Source organism: Streptomyces sp. NPDC002671 (assembly GCF_053592475.1).
In genome coordinates, this window is the sequence record NZ_JBSFVU010000009.1 from 129120 (window position 1) to 152992 (window position 23873).

The window sequence follows — 23873 nt, forward strand, 5'->3', positions numbered from 1 at the left end:
GTCGATCCGTCAGGCCCTCGTGTTCGCGGGCCCGCCGTGGCCCCCCCGTGATCGCGGGTCCACACCTATGCAACTTACTCGCGGCCTACGCGGTTCCCGGTTCCGGCCGGGAACGAGGCAGGATTGTGACCATGTCCAACACTCCCATGGCGGCGAGCCCGCTCACCCGGGCCGTACTCGAGATCGACGAGTACGCCTCCACCCTCGGCTGGGACCAGCCCGCCCGCCTCTTCGCCCTCGTAGACACCGCACGGCTGCGAGTCCAAGAACCCTCCCTCGCGGCCCAGCTCGGCCTGGAGGACGAGTCCGAGACCTCCGGTCTCACCCCGATCGAGCAGGACGAGATCCCCGCGGGCAAGCAGCTCGACGAGTTCCTCGGCACCATCGCCTGGCCCGACGCGGTGGCCGGGTGCGCGCTCACGGTGGAGCGCCTGATGCTGCCCCCGTCCGCCGAGGCGCAGGTCCCCTCGAACCTGAGCGAGGCCAAGCTGGCCAAGTGGGTCGCGGCACACCCCGAGCGCCAGGAGGTCCGTATGACGGTCGCGGTGCTGCGCGACGGCAGCCGCGAGTCGGCGCTGCGGTTGCGCGAGAAGGACTCCCCGACGGAGGTCCTGACCGGCCCCGACCTGGTGCCGGGCCTCGCGGAGGCCCTGGCGGCGACGTTCGCGGACTGACCTTCTCCGGTACGGCAATGGGGGCGCCCCGAGTGAGACGGGCGCCCCCAGCCGTGTTCCGGGCCGCTCAGGCCTTGATGTCAGCCCTTGCTGTCAGCCCTTGGCGGTGCACTTGGGCAGGGCGGCGGTGTCGCCGCTGCGGATGTCCTTCAGCGCGCCGAGGGCGTCACCGATGGTCTTCACCTTGACGAGGGTGAGCCCGTCCGGGGTGTCCTTGGCGGCGGACGCGCAGTTGTCCGCGGGCGTCAGGAAGTACTGGGCGCCCTTGCCGCGCGCGCCGACGGTCTTCATCTCGATGCCGCCGATCGGCCCGACCGTGCCGTTGTCGTCGATCGTTCCGGTGCCGGCGACGAACTTGCCGCCGGTGAGACTGCCCGGGGTGAGCTTGTCGTAGATGCCGAGCGCGAACATCAGGCCGGCGCTCGGCCCGCCGACGTCGGCGAGCTTGATGTCGATGGTGAACGGGAAGGTGTGGTCGGTCCCGGCGGAGATGCCGACGATGGCGCGCTTGGGCCCGCTGTCGTCGGAGGCCGCGGTCGTGATGGTCACGTCCTGCGTCTTCGTCGCCGTCCGGTGCTCCTTCTCGGCGGCGGCCTGCTCCTTGGCGGGCACGACGGTGAACACCACCTTCTGCCCCGCCTTGTGCCTGGTCACCAGCTTGGCGACATCGGCGGGCTGCTTCACGGCCGAGCCGTCAACGGCCTTGATCACGTCACCGGCGTGCAGCCTGCCCTCGGCCGGTGATCCCTTGACGACGGTGGAGACGATCACCCAGGACTTCACCGGGACGCCCAGCTCCTTCAGGGCGGCGACCTTGGCGCTCTCCTGGGACTGGCTGAACTCCTCGGCGTTCTCCTGGGTGGACTGCTGCTCGGTCTTGCCGTCCGGGTAGAGCGTGTCGTGCGGCACGATCTTGCTGTCGTGCGCCAGCCAGCCGTAGACGGCCTCCACCAGGTTCATCCGGAAGTCGGCGCTGGTGACACGGACGGTGGTCATGTTCAGGTGACCGTCCGTCGCGTAGGTCTTGTGCCCGGTGATCTGCAGCACCGGCTCGCCGTCGTGCTCCCCGAGCGTGTTCACGGTCGGGCCCGGGGACATCTCCGAGTACGGCACGGGGATGAGCACTCCCGCGCACAGGAGCGCGATCAGCATCAGGGTCGAGGCGAGCATCGTCGCGGTGCGGCGTGGCATGCCACGACAGTACGGGACGCCTCTGTCAGCGCACCGTCAGGGCACCCGGTCAGGCTCCGCGGGCGCCCTCGGGGGCTTCTCCATGGCCGCGCGGAAGCGTGCATACCCGTCCAGCTCGGGCCCGTCGCCGCGTACCCTGCGGGTCCGGTTGGCCCAACTGCCCCACAGGCCTGCTGCGATCGCAGCCACTAGCGGAATCAGCAACCAGGCGAGCGCCGCCATGCCGACCTCCCAACCCCTTGAGCGTCCGCGACTGACTGATCAGCAGATTAACCATCCGCACTGACAACGCTCACGCCAGGGGGCCGGTTACGCAACCGGACGGGTGGTGAGCCAGGGGTGAGCGGGGTTGAGACCTCTCAGCAGGCCCCGACCCACTCCTCGGTCCCGTCGGAGAACTTCTGGTGCTTCCAGATGGGCACTTCGTGCTTGAGGTCGTCGATGAGCTTCCGGCAGGCGTCGAAGGCCTCCGCGCGGTGCGGGCAGGCCACGGCGACGACCACGGCGAGATCCCCGACGCTCAGGTCCCCCACCCGGTGGACGGCGGCCAGCGCCCGCACCGGGAAGTCGGCGACGACCTTCTCGGCGATCCGGCGCATCTCGGCCTCGGCACTGGGATGGCAGGAGTACCCGAGCGCGTCCACGTCGGCACCCCCGTCGTGATTCCGCACGGTGCCCACGAACAGGGCGATGCCCCCGGCGGAGTCCTCCCCGACGGCACCGAACACCTCGTCCACGGAGAGCGGGGTCTCCCGAATACCGATCAGCTTGATGGGATCGTGCGCCGCCTGCTCACCGGGGTGATCGTTCGTTGCTGCCATAGGTCCATGGTGCCGCACGCCGCGGACCTCCCGGAATACGACTTTCACCAGGCACACGCGGGGCGGCGTTTGGAGCCTTCTACAGTCACCTTCTGACGTGAGTCACCTTCTGACGTGCCGGGACGGATGGTGGGTGGGCTACAGCCGCCGCCGGGCCTTCCGGGCCCGCCGCACGACAGCGGCAGCGCCTAGCAGAGCCACCGTCGCCCCCGCGGCACCGGCAGCCGTCGCGTCCTTCCGTCCCAGCCGCCGCCCGGCAACCGTGTGCCGCCCGGAAACCTCCTCCAGCAGTTCCGCGAGCACCTCCTCGTTGGTCCACCGCGCTCGCCACCCGGCGTCATGCAGCCGGCTCCCGCTGACCACCCAGGGGTACATCGTGTACGCGAGGTCCCCCGCCGGGGACGGCGTGAGCCCGATCCGGTGCAGCCGGGCCGCCGCGCCGAGCGCGACCGCCGACGGAAGTTCCATCCGCCGGATCCCGCTCAGCTCCTCGACCTCCTCCTGCTCCAGCCACCCGTCGCAGCCGACGGCCAGCTCCCCGTCGACCTTCTCCAGTACGGCGTACTCCAGAGCGCTGCACAGGTCCTCCACGTGACAGAACTGCCACGCGGGCCGCGACCCGGCCACGACCAGCAGCCGAGGGGACTCGAAGTACCGGGTCAGCGCGGTGTCCGTACCCCCGACCAGCACGGCGGGCCGTACGACGGTGACGTTCAGTCCCGGATGCGCCCGGGGAGCCCGCCGGGCGAGCCGCTCGATCTCCAGCAGGTCCCCCACGCCCGTGGCCTCGGCCGTCGCGCGCAGTTCGGCGTCCTCCGACAGGGGCAGCTCGTTGTCCGGCAGCGCTCCGTAGACCATCGCGGAGGTGCACAGCACCACCCGGTGCACCCCGGCCGCCGCGGCAGCGGTCAGCACGGTCTGCGTCCCCCGCACGTTGTACGCCGTCCGGGCGGCGGCCTCGCTGCCCAGGTCCAGGTCGAGCGCCAGATGTACCACCACGTCCGCGCCGCGCAGCTTCTCCGCGATCGCCGGGTCCCGTACGTCAAGGATGTGCCACTGCGCGTCCGCGCACTCCCCGCGCCGCTCGTCGATGGCGATGACCTGCTTGATCTGCGGGGACTCGGCCAGCCGCTCGGTGAGCAGCGCACCGACCCCGGTGGCGGCTCCGGTGACCGCGACGACGGGCCCGCGCACGGCGGGAGTGCTTTCATGGTTTCGCGCTGCGCGAACCTGCGGATCTGGGGAACTCACCAGGCGTCTCCAGCGGTTGTCTTCAGTACGGGCGCGAGCGACGCGTACGTACCAGGAGCATCCATCCTGCCGCAGGCCCTCCGTGGGCGAAGCACCGAGGCCCGATCGGCTCCGGGTGTCTACGCTGGGTGGTGTTGTCGGGCAGCCGCGCCGCCGGAGAGAAGCCGGTGGCCTTACCAGCCGAGGAACCCCGTGAGTGACACCCCATTCGGATTCGGCCTTCCGCCGGAGGAGCCGGAAGACGGCGACGAGGGCAAGGAGAAGGACCAGCAGAGCGGTGGTGGGCAGGGACCGGCCAACCCGTTCGGCTTCGGCCTGTCCGGAGCCGGAGGCTTTGGCGGCCCCGGCGCCGACAACCCGCTCGCAGCGATGTTCGGTTCCCTGAACCCGGCCGACCTGGGCGCCGCGTTCCAGCAGCTCGGCCAGATGCTCTCCTACGAGGGCGGCCCGGTGAACTGGGACATGGCCAAGCAGATCGCCCGCCAGACGGTCGCGCAGGGCACCCCGGACGGCACGAAGGACGCCAGTGTCGGCCCCGCCGAGCGCAAGGCGGTCGAGGACGCCGTCCGTCTGGCCGACCTGTGGCTGGACGACGCGACGTCCCTGCCGTCGGGCTCCGCCTCGGCGGTGGCGTGGTCCCGCGCGGAGTGGGTCGAGGCGACGCTGCCGGCCTGGCAGGAGCTGGTCGACCCGGTCGCCGAGCGCGTCGGCGCGGCCATGGGCGACGTCCTGCCGGAGGAGATGCAGGCCATGGCCGGCCCGCTGATCGGCATGATGCGCTCGATGGGCGGCGCCATGTTCGGCACGCAGATCGGGCAGGCCGTGGGCGTGCTGGCGGGCGAGGTCGTCGGCTCGACCGACATCGGCCTGCCGCTGGGCCCGGTCGGCAAGGCCGCGCTGCTGCCGGCCAACGTGGCGGCGTTCGGCAAGGATCTCGGCGTGCCGCTGGAGGAGGTGCGGCTCTACCTGGCCCTGCGTGAGTCCGCCCACCAGCGCCTGTTCGCGCACGTGCCGTGGCTGCGCTCGCACCTGTTCGGCGCGGTCGACGGCTACGCGCGCGGGATCAAGGTCGACACGGCCAAGCTGGAGGACGTGGTCGGCCAGTTCGACCCGCAGAATCCGGAGCAGTTGCAGGACGCGCTCCAGCAGGGCATGTTCCAGCCGGAGGACACCCCGCAGCAGAAGGCGGCCCTGGCCCGCCTGGAGACCGCTCTGGCGCTCGTGGAGGGCTGGGTGGACGCGGTGGTCCACGCGGCGGCGAAGCCGCGTCTGTCGTCCGCTGACGCGCTGCGCGAGACCCTGCGCCGCCGCCGTGCGACGGGCGGCCCGGCGGAGCAGACGTTCGCCACGCTGATCGGCCTGGAGCTGCGCCCGCGCCGGCTGCGGGACGCCTCCCGGCTGTGGGCCTCGCTCACGGACGCGCGCGGCGTGGACGGCCGGGACGGCCTGTGGGCCCACCCGGACATGCTGCCGACGGCCACCGACCTGGACGACCCGGACGGCTTCGTCCACCGCGAGCAACTTGACTTCTCCGAGCTGGACAAGATGCTCGGCGAGGCGGCGGACGGCACCGCGGGCAAGCCGGACCTGCACAAGAAGGACGACGGCAAGAGCGACGACAAGGGCGACGACACCGAGTGAGCCTCCATGACGACGCGGTCCTCGTGCTGAAGGGCTACGAGGACCAGGAAGAGCTGCGCCAGTCCTACCTGGAGCACCTGGAGGCCCATCCGGACGGCACCTGGAAGGCGTGCGAGGCGGGCCACATCACGGCGAGCGGCCTGGTGATCGACCCCGAGCACGGCCGGGTCCTGCTGACCCTCCACAAGAAGCTGCGGATGTGGCTGCAGATGGGCGGCCACTGCGAGCCGGGCGACGCCACCCTGGAGGCGGCGGCGCTGCGCGAGGCGACCGAGGAGTCGGGCGTCACCGGGCTGACGCTGCTGCCCGGCGGCCCGGTCCGCCTGGACCGGCACCCGATCCCGGCGCCGTGCCACTGGCACTACGACGTCCAGTACGCCGTCCTGGCCCCGCCGGGCGCGGTGCAGGCGATCAGCGACGAGTCGCTCGACCTGCGCTGGTTCGCCTACGACGAGGTGGCCGCCGTAGCGGACGAGTCGGTCGTACGCCTGCTGGAAGCGACCCTCGCGCGCCTCTGAACACGGGGCACGCGCGCCTCTGGACACGAGGCATGTGTAAGGGGCGCCCGCACGGACGGGCGCCCCTTACGTTGGCTTTCCGGACGCTCAGCTCCAGACGTTGCCCTGGTTCTGCCCGCGCGCCCCGTGCTGCCCCATGCCGAACTGGGCGGCGAGGCCCTGGCCGATCACCGCGTTCTGCGGCGGCAGCAGCTCGCTGGGCTGCACGAGCGCGAACCCGGAGCCCATGAAGCTCAGCTCCCAGCCCTCACCGGTGTTGCCGCGCCGCCGCCACACCCCGGAGGAGTGCGTCTGGGCCTGCATCTGCACCCGCAGCCCGGTGGACCAGGCGACGATCGCGTCGGCGTCGCAGTTGACGTACTTGTCGGGCGTGACCTGCATCAGCAGCGGCGCGCCCGAGGTCATCAGGGCGACCTTGCCCCGCCCGGTGATGTTGAGCTGGTACTTCCCGGAGCCGGAGATGCCGTACAGGCTGTCGACGGCGATGGCCTCGTGGTGCAGCGAGGAGTCCATGGCGAGGACGTAGCTGCTGTCGACGGTCAGCCCGTCCTGCTCGACCTCCATGACGTGCACGTGCTGGGCGAGGTTGGCGAGGAAGACCGTGCCCTGCCCGTGGCAGCGCATCAGGTCCAGGCCCTCGCCGGTGTACGCGTGCGCGCGTGCCTGGTTGTTGCTGCGGTACTCGGCGTCGAACTCGACGAGTCCCTGGTAGGCGACCATGGTGCCCTTGCGGGCGAGGATGTCGTCGTGGCCCTCCAGGGTGACGCGGAGCATCTGCTTGTTCTGCAGGCTCCAGCGCTCCTGGGTCTGCTGGTCGTTGTAGGCGAAAAGCGGGCTCTGCATGGTGACTCTGGTTCCCCCTCAGCCCCGGATCCGGAGGCGGTCGGTGCTGTCCTCGCTGGGCTGGACGACGACGATGCCCTGGCCGGAGAAGGCCATCTGGTAGGCCTCGCCGCTGCCCCGGCCGATCAGCGACTGCGCCTTGAAGCTGCGCTTGCCCTTCACCTTCAGGTTCGGCGACCAGGCGACCAGCGCGTCGGGGTCGACGTACGTCTCGTCCTCACCGCCGCCGCAGTCCACGACGATCGGCTTGCCCCGGGAGGTCAGCGCGACCCAGCCCTGGCCGGAGATCTTCGTGTTCCACAGGCCCTGCCCGGCGAACTTGGCGAGCCCCTTGACCCGCTCGACGCCCCAGCTGAGGTGGGCGTCGAAGGCGAGCAGGTTGGTGGCGTTGACGGAGATGCCGTCGCCGTTGAGGTTGATCACGACGACGTTGGCGCCGTAGTCGGCGAGGTAGAGCAGGCCGTCGCCGGAGCACTTCATGAGCGGGGCGCCCTCGCCGGTGATCCAGTCGCGGGCGATCTGGCGCACAGCGGGCGGGTTGGGCTCGTAGGTGACGAAGCCTTCGTAGGCGACCATCGACCCCACGCGCGCGAGGAGGTCGTTCCCGGTCTGCATGGCGACCTTCAGCATGTGGTTGCCGTGGTTCTCCATGCGGGCGGTGACGGGTGCGGGGGCGTAGCCCGCGAGCGGCTGGTTCATGACGGGCTCCCTCAGACCTCGTACGGCTGGACGACGATGAAGTTGCCGGGAGCGCCCCGGAACTGGAGGTTGACGCTCTCTCCGGTGTCGCCCGGGTAGGCGTTGCGGCGCATCCGGACCTGGCTGGAGACGACCACCTGGGCGGCGGCCGACCAGGCGACGACGGCGTTGCAGTCGGCGAACGTGGTCGGCGTGACCGGCAGGACCACGGGCGTGCCGTGCGTCTTGACGACGATCGTGCCGGTGCCCTGGAACTGCATGGTGAACAGCGCCCCGCCGGGGATGCCGTGGCCCTCGATGCGGCGGACCTCGTACTGCAGGCTCTCGTCGAAGGCGAGGACGTTCTCGGCGGAGACGCAGATCGCGTCGCCCTGCAGCTCGATGGGGTGCAGCATCGTGGAGTTCTCGGCGAGGAACACCTGGCCGTTGCCGGTGCAGCGCATCAGCTGCATCTCCTGGCCGGTGGCGTTGCCGACGATGCGCCCGGCGAACCCGGCGCCCTTGTAGCCGAAGTCGACCTTGCCCTGGTAGAGCACCATGCTGCCCTGCCGGGCCAGCACGGGCTGCCCGCCGATGCCGAGGTCGACCCGGATGAGCTTCTTGTTCTGCTGGGTCCAACGCTGCCCGGTGGGCGTCTCCTTGAACGCCTGCAGCGCGGCGCTCACTCCGGCACCGCCCTGGGGGGCGCCCTGCGGCACTCCGTAGCCGCCGGCCTGCTGGCCGGGGACCTGTCCGTACGCCGGCGGCTGGCCGTAGCCCGGGGGCATGGGCACGCCAGGCTGCTGGCCGCCGTACGCGGGCGGCTGCTGGCCGTAGCCCGGCGGCATGGGGGCGCTGGACGCGGGGGGCTGGCCGCCGTACGACGGCTGCTGCGGCTGGCCGTAGGGCGCCGGGGGTGGGGGCGGGGGCGGTGCCGTGGGACCGGCGGGCGGGGTCAACGGAGCGATGACGGTGGGCGCCGCGTGCACGTTCGGGGCCGGGGGCGGGGTGTGTCCAGGCTGCGGCGCGAAGCCCTGCGGGGCGGGCTGCGGCACGGGGGCCGGGGCGGGCGCAGGTGCGGCCATGGGCGTGGGCGCAGGCGCAGGTGCGGCCGGGGCGCCGAAGGCAGGGGGCGCGGCCGGCGCGGCGGCCTGGGCGGGCGCGGCGGCCTGGGCGGGCGCGGCGAAACCGGGCGCCGCCCCGGTCTGCAGCTGCTGCGGCTGCGGGGCGGCGGGGGCCTCCTCCTCCAGCACCTCACCGCCGAAGTTCTTCAGCAGCGCCTCCAGGCCGCCGTCGAAGCCCTGCCCGACCGCGGCGAACCGCCACACGTCCTTGAAGTAGAAGTCACCGAGCATCACGGCCCGCTCGGTGGAGAACTCCGAGCCGTTGAAGGAGTACCGGGCGACCTCCTCGCCACCGGCCACGATGCGCAGGTATCCGGGATCGACCTGCGACATCTGACCGGCGCCGTCGATGGTCGCCGTGAAGGACAGCTTGCGGATCTGGGAGGGGATCCGGTCCAGCGTGACCCGGAACGACTCCGTGTCGCCCGCCTGCGCGCCCAGCAGCTGGATGGACTCCTCCGGGGACTTCGGTTGGTTGAAGAAGACGAAGTACCGGTCGTCCGAGAGGCGCTCCTCGGCGTCCAGACCGAAGCAGCTGATGTCGAAGGTCAGTCCGGGCGCCGAGATCTGCACACCTACGTACAGATCCGTGCCCGCCGTGAGGTCACTGATCCTGGCCTTGTGGCCGCGTTGGAATTCCCTGGCCATGCGTTACGACCGTCCCCCATCCCGAGTGTGAGTGCGTCGCGCCAGGCTAACGGCAAACCCCGACAACGACCGCAGCCGGTACAGACCCGGTACACAACCGCACCCGGCCACTCACACAGGTCCCTCACACGGACCGCTCAAGCGAGTTGCTCACACGGCCGCTCACCCGAGTTGCTCTCCCGGGCCTCTCGCGCGGACCGCTCACTCCCCGCGCGCGCCGGGCACGTGCGGGAGCCGCTCGGCGGCGACCACGCCCTCGAGGTATCCGCGGGCCCGCTCGGTGCGCGGATAGGCCTCCAACAGCCGCCAGAAGTCCGGCCCGTGACCGGGCACCAGCAGATGGGCCAGCTCGTGGCAGAGGACGTAGTCGACGACGTACTCCGGCATCCCCTGAAGCCGGTGGGAGAGCCGGATGCTGCCCTCGGCGGGGGTGCACGAGCCCCAGCGGGTGTTCTGGTTGGTGACCCAGCGCACGGATGCGGGGCGAGCCCTTCCGTCGAAGTACTGCGCGGAGAGCCGTTCGGCGCGCTCGGCCAACTCGGCGTCGCCGAGCACCCGCTTGCTCTCCTGGGCGGCCAGCTTGTCGAGCATGACGGTCACCCAGCGTTTCTCCTCCGCCTCGGACATCCGGGCGGGGATCAGCACGACGGTGCGATCGCCGTCGCGGTACGCGGAGACCGTACGGCGGCGCCGGGTACTCCTGCGGACCTCGATCGCGCTCGCCCCCGAGCCGCTCGGCGGCTGGCTCGTCGTGCTGCGCTGTGGCTTTCCGGCGCGGTGCAGTGGGTCGGCGGGCACGCCACGACGTTACCCGCTGGGCAGGGCCGAAGTCCCGGCTCCGGAGCGGTTACCCGCCGATCCCCCACCATGCGTTTGATTTGTACGACTCATCTCCGCCCGATTTGTGCGACTAATGCCCGTCACCTGTGGACAACTCCCGGCACGCGTCCGCCACCCCGGGCATGCTGGCAACACGCCGGCGGAGCCCGACCGACACCGCCGACAGCTGGACCCCACCTGAACAACTCCGACCTTTCCGCACTTTCGACGGCTACGGGGGCCTGCCATGCATCCGATGGTGAAGCCCGCGCTGCGGCGCGGCTGGCGCGATCTCAACACCGTGCAGTTCGGGATGACTCCGGCGCACGCACTGACACTTGGGCCGATGGACACGGCGACGGGCAGCTTCCTCGACCTGCTCAACGGCACCCGTGGGCTGCCGCTGCTGCGCGAGGAGGCCCGCCGCATGGACCTGCCGGACGGCCATGTCGACACACTGGTGCGGCGGCTCGCCCACGCGGGCCTCGTCGACGACGCCCGCGGCGGCGGACCGGCCGCGGACGCACTGCGGGCGAAAGAGGACGTCCTGCAACGGCTGCGTCCCGACCTCGCCTCGCTGTCCCTGATCACCCCCGAGCCGGGCGGCGCGCTCGGCAGACTCGCCGCCCGCCGCTCCTTGCACGTCCAGGTGCGGGGCGCGGGCCGGGTCGGTGCCGTGCTCGCGTCGGTGCTGTCGGGCGCGGGGGTCGGCGAGGTCGACGTGCGCGACGTGGGACGCGTGGAGCCCTGGGACCTCGCGCCGGGCGGACACTCCGCCGAGTCCCTCGGCGAACGCCGGGACAAAGCGGCACGGGCCGCCGCCCGCCACGCGGCCCCGGACCGACCGCCCCGCCGCGCCCCCGGATCCGGCGCCCAGGATCCCGGCCTCTCCCTGGTGATCCTCACCCCCAGGGACGACGTGGCCGTCCACGCCCCCGACCCGTTCACCGCCGAACCCCTCATGGCCTCGGGCACACCCCATCTCTACGCGGGGGTCGTGGAGGGAACCGGCGTCGTCGGCCCCCTCGTCCTGCCCGGACAGACGAGCTGCGCGGGCTGTCTGCACCAGGACCGCACCGACCGGGACCCGGCCTGGCCCCGCCTCATCGCCCAGTGGCGCTCCGGAAAGGCCCGCCAGGTCGGAGCCTGCGATCTGGCACTGGCCACGACGGTCGCCGGGCTGGCCGCGGCCCACGCCCTGGCCTTCCTCGACGGGGAGTCACCGGCCGGCGCCGGAGTCCGCTGGGAGGTGTCCCTCCCCGCCCTGAACTGGCACCCCCGACCGGTGCGGCCGCACCCGGCATGCGCGTGCGGCGCAGCGGAGAGAGGTGATGGGGAACACACCTCGGCCGACGGGGAGCCACGCGAGACAATGGCGATGCAACGGCCGTCGACCGAGCGACGACGCAAGGCAGGCGCGACGCGGCCGACTGGGACTTGGAGGGCGCATGTCTGATCTTCCCCGGAAGGCGGTCACCCGGACCGCCAAACTCGCCGCGCTCCCGCTCGGCTTCGCAGGCCGGGCGACCTGGGGGCTGGGCAAGCGGATCGTGGGCGAGTCCGCGGAGATCGTCGGCCGTGAGCTGCAACAGCGCACGGCGGAACAGCTGTTCAAGGTGCTCGGGGAACTCAAGGGCGGCGCGATGAAGTTCGGGCAGGCCCTGTCCGTCTTCGAGTCCGCCCTCCCGGAGGAGATCGCCGGCCCCTACCGCGCGGCGCTGACCAAGCTCCAGGAGGCGGCACCGCCAATGCCGACCCGCACGGTGCACGCGGCGCTGACGGAGCGGCTGGGCGCGGACTGGCGGGAGCTGTTCCTGGAGTTCGAGGACAAGCCGGCCGCCGCGGCCTCGATCGGGCAGGTGCACCGGGCGGTGTGGCATGACGGCCGTGAGGTGGCGGTCAAGGTGCAGTACCCGGGCGCGGGCGAGGCCCTGCTGTCCGACCTGAGCCAACTGAGCCGCTTCGCCCGCCTCTTGGGGCCTCTCATTCCCGGCATGGACATCAAGCCGCTGATCGCGGAGCTGCGGGACCGCGTCTCCGAGGAACTGGACTACGCGCTGGAAGCACAGGCCCAGGCGGCGCACGCGGAGGAGTTCGCGGACGACCCGGACGTGGTGGTCCCGGCGGTGGTCCACCAGTGCGACCAGGTCCTGGTGACCGAGTGGATCGACGGGGTCCCGCTGTCGGAGATCATCGCGGACGGCACTCAGGACCAGCGCGACCGGGCAGGTCAGCTCCTGGCACGCTTCCTCTTCTCGGGCCCGGCCCGCACCGGCCTCCTGCACGCCGACCCGCATCCGGGCAACTTCCGTCTGCTGCCCGGCGGCCCGGACGGCGAGGACGACTGGCGGCTGGGCGTCCTGGACTTCGGCACGGTCGACCGGCTGCCCGGCGGTCTGCCGACACCGATCGGCATCTCGCTGCGGATGACCCTGGACGGCGAGGCCGAGCCGGTCTACGAACTCCTGTGCAGGGAAGGGTTCGTCAAGAAGTCCATAGAGCTGGACCCCGACGCGGTCCTCGACTACCTGCTGCCGATCATCGAACCGGCCGGTAGCGAGGAGTTCACCTTCACCCGCTCCTGGATGCGCAGCCAGGCCGCCCGCATCGGCGACCCACGCTCCCCCGCCTACCAGCTGGGCAAGCAGCTCAACCTGCCGCCGGCCTATCTGCTGATACACCGGGTGACACTGAGCACGATCGGCGTGCTGTGCCAGCTGGGAGCCACCGTACGGCTGCGGGACGAGCTGGAGGAGTGGCTGCCGGGCTTCGTCTTCGAGGAGGACCTGGAGGACGTCCTGGACGACGACTTGGCCGAGCTGGACGAGCTGGCCGAGCTGGCCGAGGAGGAGCCGGCGGCGGAGGCCTGACGGCCCGGCACGGGGAGCGCGCCGGACCGCGACCTTGATCTGGGCTGCCGTAGCACGGGGGCGCGGGGGGTGGGGTGGGCGGGGTGGGGAGGGAGGGGGAAGCCCCCCAAGCGTTCCTCACCACCAAGCCGAGTCCAGCCGCCCCTCGATCGCCCGCAGGTTCTCCCGGGAGCAGCGGTCGCAGAAGTACCGGCGGGTGCCGTTCTCCACGGAGCAGGTCCAGGTGGCCGGCGGGGGGCCGTCGGCGGGGGTGCCGCAGCGGGCACACATGAGGGGCCAGGGCTCCCTGGTGGAGCCGCCCTGATCACTGCTTCCGGGAAGACTCGTCACCCGGTGACGATAACTCCGTGACCGGCGGATCTGCGGGTGCAACGCACCGCGGGGGCCGGTCCGTTCGATCGGACCGGCCCCCGCGGGGAACGTTTCGCCTCCCTGGACCGGGAGGCCACCGCTTCGGGTGTGTTCGCTTACTGCATGACCGCCATGGCAAGTGCGCGGCGGGCGCGCATCGAGGCGCGCTCCGCCCGGCGCTGCATCCGCCGGGCGGTCACCAGGCTCACGGCCCGGCGTTCCCGCTCGGCGTCATGCAGGCGCTCGCGCATATGCGCACGCGCTAGGGCTTCTGGGATGAGTTGCATTTCTCGGGTCCTGTTCTGACGCGAGCCAGTCGCGCCATTGGTGCTGAAGTCTGGGGTCGCGGAGCCTGTGGGCTCGCTGGTGGACGGCTTCATCGGGGCCTGCTTCTTGGGGTCGTGCGTGAGGGGGCGGTCGATCGTTCCTGCGGTGTTCATGCCGTGACCGGGTTCTTGCGCGGGCGGCCACGGGGCCGCTTCCGGGCGACGACGACACCCTGGACGAACAGCTCGCCACCCCAGACGCCCCAGGGCTCACGCCGCTCCTTGGCGCCGGCGAGGCAGGCCTCCATCAGCGGGCAGGTGCGGCACAGGGACTTGGCGTACTCGACGTCCGCCGGCGACTCGGCGAAGAAGACTTCCGGGTCGTAGGAGCGGCAGGGGACGGGTACGCCGAGGTTCTCGATGGCGTCGTCGAGCGCGGTGAGCGCGGTGAGGGGGGTCAAGGTGGTGTCCTCCGTGAGGCCGGGCGGGGGGAACGTTTGCGAAGGCGGTACGGACGGGGCGTGCGCTTCGAGTTGCACGGTTGGTCTTCCTCGTCTGGTCGTTCCGGCCGGTTGACCGGGTGTCGGCTTGGTACCGGGTTCTTTTCTTGTCCCGAGGCCCCCTCGCTCCGTCGTCCCCGTTCGGGGAAAACAGAAGGGCCGCGGATCCCGGATGGGGTTCCGCGGCCCTGAAGGCGCCGGCCTGATCGGATCAGGCTGGATCACTCCAGGGTTCTGGCCCACGGAAGGCCCACATCTGGTGGTGCTGCGTCGTCTGCTTCCGGAATCCGGCACCGGCCGCCGCAAAGGCATAGGCGTGAGCCTGTTCCTTTACCGCTTCCAGTGCCTTGGTCGGTCGCTCATTGCCTTCGCGGACGGGAAGGCCCGCGAGGGACAGGGAGGACGCCGGACGCACGGCACGGATGCCGGACAGACCGGTGCCCTGGTTCGAGGCGCCGAGCATGCACGTGGAGACGGTCGAACGATCGGTCAGTTTGGCCGTGCTGATGGTGCTGATGTTGATGCTGATCACTGGACTCGCCTCCTCTCGGCGTCTCGGGGACTGGGGTGAACCAGCCCGCTGGATATGCAAGTAGAACACGGAATCAGGGCCTTGGAGAAGGCCGCTGCGTCCGTGCCTAGAACCTATGGGGATTGCTGGGGCATGCGCAAACTATTTTTTCGACGAGTTCGTATCAGTCGTCATCGGCGTCTTCCCCGACCTCCTGGCCTGCGCAGATGGCCAGTACGTCGGTTCCGTAGCTGCGCAGCTTGCGGCTGAGGACGCCGGGGATGCGGGACAGTTCGGCACTGTTCTCGGGCCGGGTCTCGGCGATGGCGATGAGGGTGCGGTCGGTGAACACGCAGAAGTCCGGCTGGCCGCTCCGCGCGGCCTGGACCGCCCGCCACTCGCGCAGCCGCTCGTAGAGGCCTTCGTCCATGTCGGAGGGGCAGTCGGCGCAGCGCATCAGCTTCATCTCGCCGGCGTCGGTGAGGGTACGGCCGCAGACCCGGCAGCGGGCGGGGGTGCGCTGGGTGCGGCGGGGTCTGGCGGCGGTTTCGCCGGCGGTGCCGCGTTCGATGCCTCCGGTGGAACCGGCGCCGGGGCGGCCGACGGTGGCGGTCGTGCCGGGGCGCAGGCCGTCGAGGAAGTGGCTGGGTCTGCGGTGGGGACGGCCGCCGGGTGCGCGGGACAGCGCCCAGGAGACGTTGAGCCGTTCTCTGGCGCGGGTGACGCCGACGTAGAGCAGGCGTCGTTCCTCTTCGATCTGCTCGTCGGTCTTGGCGTAGGTGATCGGCATCATGCCCTCGGCGATGCCGACCAGGAAGACGACGTCCCATTCGAGGCCCTTGGCGGCGTGCAGGGAGGCGAGGGTGACGCCCTGGACGGTCGGGGCGTGTTGGGCGTTGGCCCGTTCGTCCAGTTCGGCCACGAAGTCGGCGAGGGTGGCTGTGGGCCGGGCGGCGGCGAAGTCGTGGGCGAGGTTGACCAGGGCGGCGAGCGATTCCCAGCGTTCTCTGACGGCGCCGGAGCCGGCCGGGGGCTCGCTGGTCCAGCCTTCTCCGGACAGGACGGCGCGTACTTGTGAGGGCAGGTCCACGACGTCGTCGAGCAGGGAGTCGTTGCCGCCGAAGCGGGCGGCACCGCGCAGGGCGATGCCTGCCTTGCGTACTTCGGGCCGGTCGAAGAAGCGCTCGGCGCCGCGCAGCTGGTAGGGGACTCCGGCGTCGGCGAGGGCCTGTTCGTAGGTTTCGGACTGGGAGTTGGTGCGGAACAGGATGGCGATCTCGGCGGCGGGGACGCCGGAGTCGACCAGCTCGCGGATGCGGCGGGCGGCGCCCTCGGCCTCGGCCGGTTCGTCGGTGTATTCGGTGTAGACGGGTTCGGGGCCGGCGGGGCGCTGGGAGACGAGTTCCAGCCGGTGGTCTGCGGCGCGGCCACTGGCCTGGGCGAGCAGTCCGTTGGCGAGGTGGACCACCTGTGGGGTGGAGCGGTAGTCGCGGACGAGTTTGACGACGGTGGCGCCGGGGTGGCGGGCGCGGAAGTCGAGGAGGTGGTCGGGGGTTGCTCCGGTGAACGAGTAGATGGTCTGGCTGGCGTCGCCGACGACGCACAGGCTGTCCCGGTTGCCGAGCCACAGTTCCAGCAGCCGCTGCTGGAGGGGGCTGACGTCCTGGTACTCGTCGACGACGAAGTGCTGGTACTGGGAGCGGACCTGTTCGGCGATGTCGTGCCGGTCCTGGAGGACGGCGACGGTCAGCAGCAGGACGTCCTCGAAGTCGATGACGGAGCGGTCGCGCTTGAGGTCTTCGTAGGCGGCGTAGAGGTGGGCGATCTCGGCGGGGTCGCGTGGGGTCTCGCGGCCGGCCTTCGCAGCCGCGTACGGGTAGTCGGCGGGGACGGTCTGGGTGACCTTGGACCACTCGATCTCGGCGGTGGTGTCGCGCAGCTCGCCCCGGTCGAGGCGGATGCCGCAGGCTGCGGCGGCGTCGGCGACGAGCTGGATCTTGCGGTCCACGATCCGGGGCATGCTGCCGCCGATCGCTTTCGGCCAGAAGTACTGGAGCTGGCGCAGCGCCGCGGAGTGGAAGGTGCGGGCCTGGACGCCCTGGGCGCCGAGCTGGCGGAGCCGTCCGCGCATCTCTCCTGCGGCGCGGTTGGTGAAGGTGACGGCGAGGACACTGGACGGCTGGAGGATGCCGGCACGCACTCCGTAGGCGATGCGGTGGGTGATCGCGCGGGTCTTGCCCGTGCCCGCTCCGGCCAGGACGCACACCGGGCCGTGCAGGGCGGTGGCGACTTCGCGCTGCTCGGGGTCGAGCCCTTCGAGCACCGCGTCGGCCGATTCCGGTGCCTGCGGGAAGAGGGGGGAGTGCGTTGCTGGTGTCACACGGCCATGCTGCCAGGTCGCCCGGGGCTGCTGTGCCGGTTGTCCACAGGCAGGGCCTCGCAGTCGTACTAATGCGGCAGGCGTCACAGCGGTGCCGGGTACGGGCGTCACGGCGGTGCCGCACACGCGTTGCCGGGTGTCCCGGACACCCCGGATACCCCGGGCGGGAATGGCGTGCCGATCGCTTACGTTTCTCCCCAGGACGACCTACCTGAGCTGCCTGAGGAGCGCGAGAGACATGCAGGGCACTGTGACGATGTACAGCACGACTTGGTGCGGCTACTGCCAGCGGCTGAAGAGCCAGCTGAGCCGGGAGGGCATCGCTTTCACCGAGATCAACATCGAGCAGGACCCGGAGTCCGCCGCTTTCGTGGAGAAGGCGAATGGCGGAAATCAGACGGTCCCGACCGTGCTCTTCGCGGACGGCAGCACGCTGACGAACCCGTCGCTGGCGCAGGTGAAGCAGAAGCTCGCCGCGTGACGCTCCGCGGGTTTCCGCGGTGATGTGACAGCAGGGTGGCCCCCGACATTCGGGGGCCACCCTGCTGTGTTGTGTCTTACACCGTCCTGTCCCACACCACGGTGGGGTGCCTCAGACGAGGCTCCTCGTGGGCAGCGGCTTGCCGTACCACCGCTCGATCAGCCGGGCGGCGATGGAGATGCCGTAGGGCGGCAGGACCTCGCCGGACTCGAAGGCGTCGTGGAGTTCCTCGCGGGAGAACCAGCGGGCCTCGTGGATCTCGTCGCCGTCGACGTTGATCTCCGTGGAGGTGGCGCGGGCCATGAAGCCCAGCATCAGGCTGGACGGGAAGGGCCAGGGCTGGCTGGCCACGTACTCGACGTCGCCGACGGTGACGCCGGCCTCCTCGTAGACCTCGCGGCGCACCGACTGTTCGATGGACTCGCCGGGCTCGACGAAGCCGGCGAGCGTGGAGAAGCGGCCCTCGGGCCAGTGGACCTGCCGGCCGAGCAGGATGCGGTCCTTCTCGTCGGTGACGGCCATGATCACGGCCGGGTCGGTGCGCGGGTAGTGCTCGGCGCCGCAGGCGGGGCAGCGGCGGATGTGGCCGGCGGCGGCGATGACGGTGCGCTCGCCGCAGCGCGAGCAGAAGCGGTGGGTGCGCTGCCAGTTCTCCAGGCCGACGGCGTGCACCATGAGGCCCGCGTCGCGCGGGGAGAGCAGCAGGCCCGCCTCGCGCAGGCCGGCCGGGCGCGCGGACTGGTCGATGCGGCCGGGCAGCGAGTCCTTCTGGAGGGCGAAGTAGCTGACGCCGTCCTCGTCGATGCCGAGGAAGTAGCGGTGGGCCTCGGTGAGGGGGGCCTCGAAGGAGGGGGTCATGACGAGTTCGGTGCGGCCGTCGGGCGTCTCGTCGATCAGCACCTGGCCGCCGGAGACCACGAAGCAGCGGGTCGTGGGGTGGCTCCATGCCGCCGCGAGCCAGGCCTCGTCCAGCCGGTGGTGGGCGGCGCGGTCGATGCCGCTCGGGGCGGTCAGCGAGATGGGTCGGTCGGCGGTGTGCTCGGTCGAGGTGGTCACGGGTGCTTCCAACTCCCCCAGTGGAAAGGTTCGTTTCGGCGGGCGGTTCGGCGGGACGTGGGGCGGGCGGAGACCGGGACGGGTGCGGGTGGAGCGTGCAGGGCGGTCCTTCCAGTGTGCCCCGCACGCGCCGCCGCTCCGTGCGGCGCCGGCCGCTCAGGGCGCGGGGTGCCAGTTCTCGGCCAGGTCTCCCCACAGGTAGGCGCTGGTCTCGACGCCCTTGACCAAGAGGTCCAGCTCGACCTTCTCGTTCGGGGCGTGCCAGCCGTCGGAGGGCACGGAGATGCCCAGGAAGAGGACGGGGGCGCCGAGGACCTCCTGGAGGTCGGCGGCGGGTCCGGAGCCACCCTCGCGGGTGAAGCGGACGGGGCTCTGGAAGGCGCGGCCCATGGCGCGGGCCACGGACTGCAGCGCGGGGTGGTCGAGCGGGGTCAGGCACGGGCGCGTGGCGGAGCCGAAGGTGATCTCGTGCCGGATCCCGGCGGGTATCTGCGCGGCGGCCCAGGCGCGGACGGCCTTCTCGATGTGGTCGGGGTCCTGGCCGGCGACCAGCCGGAAGGACAGCTTCACCATGGCCGAGGACGGGATGATCGTCTTGCTGCCGGGGCCCTGGTAGCCGCCGCCGATGCCGTTGACCTCGGCGGTCGGGCGGGCCCAGATGCGCTCCAGGGTGGTGTGCCCGGCCTCGCCGTGGGTGGCGTACGACTTGGCGGTGCGCAGCCACCCCTCCTCGTCGAAGGGCAGTTCGGCGAAGAGGGCGCGCTCGCGGTCGGTCAGCTCGGTGATGCCGTCGTAGAAGCCGGGGACCGCCACGCGCGCGTGCTCGTCGTGCAGGGCGGCGACCAGGCGGGCCGCGGCGGTGGCCGGGTTGGGGACGGCGCCGCCGAAGGAGCCGGAGTGGATGTCCTGGTCGGGGCCGTACAGCCGGATCTCGCACTCGGCGAGGCCGCGCATGCCGGTGCAGACGGTCGGGGTGTCCTCGGACCACATGCCGGTGTCGGAGACGATCACGGCGTCGGCCGTGAGCCGTTCGGCGCGCTCCTCCACGAGGGCCCGGAAGTGGGGGGAGCCGGACTCCTCCTCGCCCTCGATCAGCAGCTTCAGGTTGACGGCGGGGGCGGTGCGGCCGGTGGCGGCGAGGTGGGCGCGGACGCCGAGTGTGTGGAAGAACACCTGGCCCTTGTCGTCGGCGGCCCCGCGCGCGTAGAGGCGGTTTTCGCGGACGACCGGTTCGAAGGGCTCGCTGTCCCAGCCGTCCTCGCGGGCGGCGGGCTGCACGTCGTGGTGGCCGTAGACGAGGACGGTGGGCGCCGCGGGGTCGCCGGAGGGCCATTCGGCGAAGACGGCCGGGGCGCCGGGGGTCTCCCAGACCTCGGTGGTCGGGAAGCCGGTCTCCTGGAGCTTGGCGGCGAGCCAGCCGGCGCTGCGTCGTACGTCGGGCGCGTGGTCGGGCTGGGCCGACACGGAGGGGATGCGCAGCCATGCGGCGAGGTCGTCGAGGAAGGCGGCGCGGTGCTGCTCGATGTACGTGCGGACGGCGCTGTCCGGGGTCTGGCTCATGTTCCCGAGCCTATCGGCCCGCGCCGACATCCTCGGCGGGCGGTTCGTCACACTCGGGGTCCCCGGTGCGCCACTTCGGCGTCTTCCGTGAGGAGCCGTTCCAGGGCGGCCCGGTCCGGCAGGCCCTGGGGGTGTACGACCTCGCCGCTGCGTACGTACAGGAAGGCGGCGGTGACCGATTCGGGCGGGATGCCCTGCTGCTCGGCCCAGGCCAGCCGGTAGACGGCGAGCTGGAGGGGGTCGGCGGTGTGGTCGCGGCCGGTCTTCCAGTCCACGATCTCGTACGTCGCCGTGTCGCCGTCGCCGTTCTTGTAGACGGCGTCGATGCGGCCTCGGACGACGCGGCCGGCGAGGGCGAGCTGGAAGGGCGCCTCGACCCGGTAGGGCGTGCGCTGGGCGTACTCGGTGCGTTCGAAGGCCTCCTTGAGGGCTTCCAGGTCGCGTTCGTCGGTGATCTCGGCGTCGCCGCCGGGCAGCTCGTCGGGTTCCAGCAGGGGCAGCGTCAGTTCCTCGAAGCGGGCTTCGACCCAGGCATGGAACCGGGTGCCTCGGCGCGCGGCGGGTTGCGGGGGGCGCGGCATGGGGCGCGCGAGTTCCTGTGCGAGCCCGTCGGGGTCCTCGGCGAGGCGCAGCAGTTGCGAGGCGGTCAGCGTGACCGGCAGGGGGACGTCCGTGACGCTCTGCCGGGCGCGCAGCAGCTCTCCGGTGAGCGCGTCGAGGTCGCGGTCCCAGGAGGCGATGGTGCGGGCCTCCTCGGGGCTGACGGGGGTGCGCTCGGGCCCGGTGGCGACAGGGGTGCGCTCGGGCTCGGCGGGGGCGGTCGCCTGGTGGGGAACCTTGGGCCGGCCGGTGCTCCAGGAGTCCCAGTCGCCGGGCTCCTCGGGCTGGGGCGCGGCCTCGTCGTACGGCGGTTCGGCGCTGTCGCTGTCGTAGGGCGGCTCTTCGCCGTACGGGGCGTCCTCGTCGTACGGGAACGCGTCGCCGTACGGTTCCTCGTCGTCCGGCGGCGGAGGCCAGTCGGGGTCCTCATAGGTACCGGGGCCGTGGTCGGGCGCCATGCTGCCCTGGGCGGCGATGGCGTCCAGGTGGGCGAGGACCGTCTCGGCGGCGGCGCGGCGGCGGGTCAGGGCCGCGCCGTCGAGGGGCAGCGGCCAGGCCTGGTCGGCGGTGGCCGTGTGCAGGGCCGGGTTCTCCTCGTCCTCGGCGGGCTCGTCGGCCCATGCCTCGATCTCGCCGTGTCCGGCGGCGCAGTGCTCGTAGAGGGCCTGGAGGAAGTCGGAGGGGCCGCGCGACTTCTTCTGGCTGGGTCCCCACCAGTGGCCGGAGCCGAGCAGGAGGGAGCGGGGGCGGGTGAAGGTGACATAGCCGAGGCGGAGCTCCTCGGTGTGCTGGTGTTCCTTCATGGCCTCGTGGAAGGCCTTCATGCCGCGCGAGTCCCAGGTCTCGATGTCGGGCAGGGTGTCGGTGTCGCCGCGCAGGGCGTGCGGGAGCACCTTGGCCTGTGCGGTCCACTTCTCGCGGCCCTGGGCGCTGGGGAAGGTGCCGTTCACGAGTCCGGGGACGGCCACGACGTCCCACTCCAGGCCCTTGGACTTGTGCGCGGTGAGCACCTTGACGGTGTTCTCTCCGCCGGGCAGGGCGTTGTCGAGGCCCTTCTCGTACTGGGCGGCGGTGCGCAGGAAGCCGAGGAAGGCCAGCAGGGTGGCCTCCGTGTCGCTCGCGGCGAAGGAGGCGGCGACGTCGAGGAAGTTCGACAGGGTCTCGCGGCGGCGGGCGGCCAGCGCGTGCGGGGACGCGGACAGCTCCACCTCAAGACCGGTGACGGCGAGGACGCGGTGCAGGACGTCCATCAGCGGGTCGGACAGGGAGCGGCGCAGGTCGCGCAGTTCGGCGGCCAGGCGGGCGAAGCGCACGCGCGCGTCCGGTGAGAACGGCAGCCCGTCGTCGTCCCCGTCGGCGTCGTTCAGGGGGGACTCCAGGAAGGTGTCCAGGGCGTCCGCGAGCGATATCACCTCGGCCGGGTCGACTCCCTCGACGGCCTCGGCGAGCCTTCGGTCGGCGTCGTCGGTGCCGTCCACGCGCGCGTGGGCGACCAGCAGGCGGGCGCGGCGGCCCAGGAGGGCGAGGTCGCGCGGGCCGATGCGCCAGCGCGGGCCGGTGAGCAGGCGGACCAGGGAGGCGTTGGCGCCGGGGTCCTGGAGGACCTCGCAGACGGCGACCAGGTCGGCGACCTCGGGCAGGTGCAGCAGCCCGGACAGGCCGACGACCTCTACGGGGATGTCCCGGGCCACGAGGGCGCCCTGGATCTCGGCGAAGTCGGTGGCCGTGCGGCACAGGACGGCGATCTCGCCCGGGGCCGTTCCGGTGCGCACGAGGTGGGCGATGGAGTCGGCGATCCAGTCGAGCTCCTCGGCGTGGGTGCGCAGCAGGGCGCAGTGGACCGTGCCGTCGCGTTCGGCGCCGGGGGCCGGGCGCAGGGCCTCCACGCCCGAATGCATGGCGCGCAGGGGCTCGGCGAGGCCGTTGGCGAGGTCGAGGAGGCGGCCACCGCTGCGGCGGTTCTCGCTGAGCGCCTGCCGGGTGGCCGGGCGGCCGTCGGCGTGGGCGAAGTGCTCGGGGAAGTCGTCCAGGTTGGCCACGGAGGCGCCGCGCCAGCCGTAGATGGCCTGGCAGGGGTCGCCGACGGCGGTGACCGGGTGGCCGGTGCCGTCGCCGAACAGGCCCGCCAGCAGGACGCGCTGGGCCACGGAGGTGTCCTGGTACTCGTCCAGGAGCACCACGCGGAACTCCTCGCGCAGCAGGCGGCCGACCTCGGGGACGCGCGCGAGGCGGGCGGACAGGGCGATCTGGTCGCCGAAGTCGAGCAGGTCGCGCTCGCGCTTGGCTGCCCGGTAGCGCTGGACGAGTGCGGTGAGTTCGCGGCGGGCGGCGGCGGTCTCGGGGACCTTGCGCAGGTCCGCGTTGGTGAGCTTGGCGCCCTCCAGGGTGCGCAGCAGGTCCGCGTCCCAGGCGCGCAGCTCCTCGGGGTCCACGAGGTGTTCGGCGAGTTCGGAGTCGAGGGCGAGCAGGTCGCTGACGAGGTCGGCGAAGGAGCGGGTCAGCGCCGGGTAGGGGCCGGGGGCCTCGCGCAGCACACGCGCGGCGAGCTGATAGCGGGTGGCGTCAGCCAGCAGCCGGGAGGTGGGCTCCAGGCCGATGCGCAGGCCGTGGTCGGTCAGCAGCCGGCCGGCGAAGGCGTGGTACGTCGAGATGACGGGCTCGCCGGGTGGATTGTCCGGGTCGATGGCATCGGGGTCGGTGACGCCGGCCTTGATCAGGGCCGTGCGGACGCGCTCGGCGAGTTCACCGGCCGCCTTGTTGGTGAAGGTCAGGCCGAGGACCTGCTCGGGGGCCACCTGCCCGGTGCCGACCAGCCAGACCACGCGGGCCGCCATCACCGTCGTCTTGCCCGACCCGGCACCGGCCACGATCACCTGCGGGGCGGGCGGCGCGGTGATGCAGGCCGTCTGCTCCGGGGTGAAGGGGATACCGAGAAGCTCTTTGAGCTGCTCGGGGTCGGTGATACGGGCGGGCATGAGGTCAGAGGCTAGCGGCGGGCACTGACAATCGAGGACGGAACGGCCTTCCGGGTAGGAAGATGCGCAGGTCAGCGCACCTGGTGCGGTACGTCACCCACGCCGCTGGTGCTGG

Annotated in this window: 22 protein-coding genes; 6 read left to right on the forward strand and 16 right to left on the reverse strand. The window is 71.8% G+C overall.

The window, feature by feature from the left end; translation table 11 throughout:
- Nucleotides 1-131 precede the first annotated feature (131 nt).
- Nucleotides 132-674: a PPA1309 family protein gene (locus ACWD35_RS16125; protein WP_451351850.1), complete on the forward strand. Its 543-nt coding sequence runs from the start codon at nucleotides 132-134 to the stop codon at nucleotides 672-674.
- A gap of 93 nt (nucleotides 675-767) precedes the next feature.
- On the opposite strand, the gene ACWD35_RS16130 is transcribed toward ACWD35_RS16125, so the two are convergent.
- The 4 genes from ACWD35_RS16130 to ACWD35_RS16145 all read right to left on the reverse strand — a co-directional run bounded on the left by ACWD35_RS16130 (nucleotide 768) and on the right by ACWD35_RS16145 (nucleotide 3937).
- Nucleotides 768-1865, reverse strand: coding sequence for a YlbL family protein (locus ACWD35_RS16130; protein WP_451351851.1), 1098 nt, complete (start codon nucleotides 1863-1865; stop codon nucleotides 768-770).
- A 36-nt stretch (nucleotides 1866-1901) separates the two neighbouring features.
- Entirely contained in the window at nucleotides 1902-2087 is a 186-nt protein-coding gene (locus tag ACWD35_RS16135; protein ID WP_451351852.1) for a hypothetical protein, read from the reverse strand.
- Between the two features lie 137 nt (nucleotides 2088-2224).
- On the reverse strand, nucleotides 2225-2686 hold the full coding sequence (locus ACWD35_RS16140; protein WP_451351853.1) for a molybdenum cofactor biosynthesis protein MoaE: 462 nt from the start codon (nucleotides 2684-2686) through the stop codon (nucleotides 2225-2227).
- A 138-nt stretch (nucleotides 2687-2824) separates the two neighbouring features.
- The gene (locus tag ACWD35_RS16145) at nucleotides 2825-3937 is read right to left on the reverse strand and encodes an SDR family oxidoreductase (protein ID WP_451351854.1); all 1113 of its coding nucleotides are present in this window, start codon (nucleotides 3935-3937) and stop codon (nucleotides 2825-2827) included.
- A 192-nt stretch (nucleotides 3938-4129) separates the two neighbouring features.
- Here ACWD35_RS16145 and ACWD35_RS16150 point away from each other — a divergent pair, with 192 nt between their 5' ends.
- Nucleotides 4130-5578, forward strand: a complete 1449-nt coding sequence (locus tag ACWD35_RS16150) for a zinc-dependent metalloprotease (protein ID WP_451351855.1) — start codon at nucleotides 4130-4132, stop codon at nucleotides 5576-5578.
- A complete protein-coding gene (locus tag ACWD35_RS16155; RefSeq protein WP_451351856.1) occupies nucleotides 5575-6096 on the forward strand; it encodes an NUDIX hydrolase in 522 nt (173 codons plus the stop codon). The genes ACWD35_RS16150 and ACWD35_RS16155 overlap by 4 nt, the downstream gene beginning before the upstream one ends.
- Nucleotides 6097-6183: 87 nt before the next feature.
- Here ACWD35_RS16155 and ACWD35_RS16160 read toward each other — a convergent pair whose 3' ends face one another.
- The 4 genes from ACWD35_RS16160 to ACWD35_RS16175 all read right to left on the reverse strand — a co-directional run bounded on the left by ACWD35_RS16160 (nucleotide 6184) and on the right by ACWD35_RS16175 (nucleotide 10187).
- Nucleotides 6184-6939, reverse strand: a complete 756-nt coding sequence (locus ACWD35_RS16160; protein WP_451351857.1) for an AIM24 family protein — start codon at nucleotides 6937-6939, stop codon at nucleotides 6184-6186.
- Nucleotides 6940-6957: 18 nt separating this feature from the next.
- Nucleotides 6958-7638 (reverse strand): AIM24 family protein, encoded by a 681-nt coding sequence (locus ACWD35_RS16165; protein ID WP_451351858.1) that lies wholly within the window; start codon nucleotides 7636-7638, stop codon nucleotides 6958-6960.
- A gap of 11 nt (nucleotides 7639-7649) precedes the next feature.
- Entirely contained in the window at nucleotides 7650-9389 is a 1740-nt protein-coding gene (locus tag ACWD35_RS16170) for a TerD family protein (RefSeq protein WP_451351859.1), read from the reverse strand.
- A 201-nt stretch (nucleotides 9390-9590) separates the two neighbouring features.
- Nucleotides 9591-10187 (reverse strand): M48 metallopeptidase family protein, encoded by a 597-nt coding sequence (locus tag ACWD35_RS16175; RefSeq protein ID WP_451351860.1) that lies wholly within the window; start codon nucleotides 10185-10187, stop codon nucleotides 9591-9593.
- Between the two features lie 268 nt (nucleotides 10188-10455).
- Here ACWD35_RS16175 and ACWD35_RS16180 point away from each other — a divergent pair, with 268 nt between their 5' ends.
- Nucleotides 10456-11664 carry a TOMM precursor leader peptide-binding protein gene (locus tag ACWD35_RS16180; RefSeq protein WP_451351861.1) on the forward strand — a complete coding sequence of 403 codons (1209 nt, stop codon included), beginning with the start codon at nucleotides 10456-10458 and terminating at the stop codon, nucleotides 11662-11664.
- Nucleotides 11657-13078 carry an ABC1 kinase family protein gene (locus ACWD35_RS16185; RefSeq protein ID WP_451351862.1) on the forward strand — a complete coding sequence of 474 codons (1422 nt, stop codon included), beginning with the start codon at nucleotides 11657-11659 and terminating at the stop codon, nucleotides 13076-13078. The genes ACWD35_RS16180 and ACWD35_RS16185 overlap by 8 nt, the downstream gene beginning before the upstream one ends.
- Before the next feature lie 117 nt (nucleotides 13079-13195).
- On the opposite strand, the gene ACWD35_RS16190 is transcribed toward ACWD35_RS16185, so the two are convergent.
- The 5 genes from ACWD35_RS16190 to ACWD35_RS16210 form a co-directional block, all read right to left on the reverse strand.
- On the reverse strand, nucleotides 13196-13408 hold the full coding sequence (locus ACWD35_RS16190; RefSeq protein ID WP_451351863.1) for a hypothetical protein: 213 nt from the start codon (nucleotides 13406-13408) through the stop codon (nucleotides 13196-13198).
- Nucleotides 13409-13545: 137 nt separating this feature from the next.
- The gene (locus ACWD35_RS16195) at nucleotides 13546-13869 is read right to left on the reverse strand and encodes a hypothetical protein (RefSeq protein ID WP_451351864.1); all 324 of its coding nucleotides are present in this window, start codon (nucleotides 13867-13869) and stop codon (nucleotides 13546-13548) included.
- Complete coding sequence (locus ACWD35_RS16200; RefSeq protein WP_451351865.1) at nucleotides 13866-14234, reverse strand: WhiB family transcriptional regulator; 369 nt, start codon at nucleotides 14232-14234, stop codon at nucleotides 13866-13868. The genes ACWD35_RS16195 and ACWD35_RS16200 overlap by 4 nt, the downstream gene beginning before the upstream one ends.
- 172 nt (nucleotides 14235-14406) lie before the next feature.
- Nucleotides 14407-14727 (reverse strand): hypothetical protein, encoded by a 321-nt coding sequence (locus ACWD35_RS16205; protein WP_451351866.1) that lies wholly within the window; start codon nucleotides 14725-14727, stop codon nucleotides 14407-14409.
- Nucleotides 14728-14890: 163 nt separating this feature from the next.
- The gene (locus ACWD35_RS16210) at nucleotides 14891-17086 is read right to left on the reverse strand and encodes an ATP-dependent DNA helicase UvrD2 (RefSeq protein ID WP_451351867.1); all 2196 of its coding nucleotides are present in this window, start codon (nucleotides 17084-17086) and stop codon (nucleotides 14891-14893) included.
- 238 nt (nucleotides 17087-17324) lie between these two features.
- Here ACWD35_RS16210 and ACWD35_RS16215 point away from each other — a divergent pair, with 238 nt between their 5' ends.
- Nucleotides 17325-17567, forward strand: coding sequence for a mycoredoxin (locus tag ACWD35_RS16215; protein ID WP_451351868.1), 243 nt, complete (start codon nucleotides 17325-17327; stop codon nucleotides 17565-17567).
- 111 nt (nucleotides 17568-17678) lie between these two features.
- Here ACWD35_RS16215 and nudC read toward each other — a convergent pair whose 3' ends face one another.
- From nudC to ACWD35_RS16230, 3 genes are all read right to left on the reverse strand, one after another.
- The gene (gene nudC / locus ACWD35_RS16220) at nucleotides 17679-18623 is read right to left on the reverse strand and encodes an NAD(+) diphosphatase (protein WP_451351869.1); all 945 of its coding nucleotides are present in this window, start codon (nucleotides 18621-18623) and stop codon (nucleotides 17679-17681) included.
- A gap of 156 nt (nucleotides 18624-18779) precedes the next feature.
- Complete coding sequence (locus tag ACWD35_RS16225) at nucleotides 18780-20183, reverse strand: dipeptidase (protein WP_451351870.1); 1404 nt, start codon at nucleotides 20181-20183, stop codon at nucleotides 18780-18782.
- Nucleotides 20184-20230: 47 nt separating this feature from the next.
- The gene (locus ACWD35_RS16230) at nucleotides 20231-23758 is read right to left on the reverse strand and encodes a UvrD-helicase domain-containing protein (protein WP_451351871.1); all 3528 of its coding nucleotides are present in this window, start codon (nucleotides 23756-23758) and stop codon (nucleotides 20231-20233) included.
- Nucleotides 23759-23873: the final 115 nt, after the last annotated feature.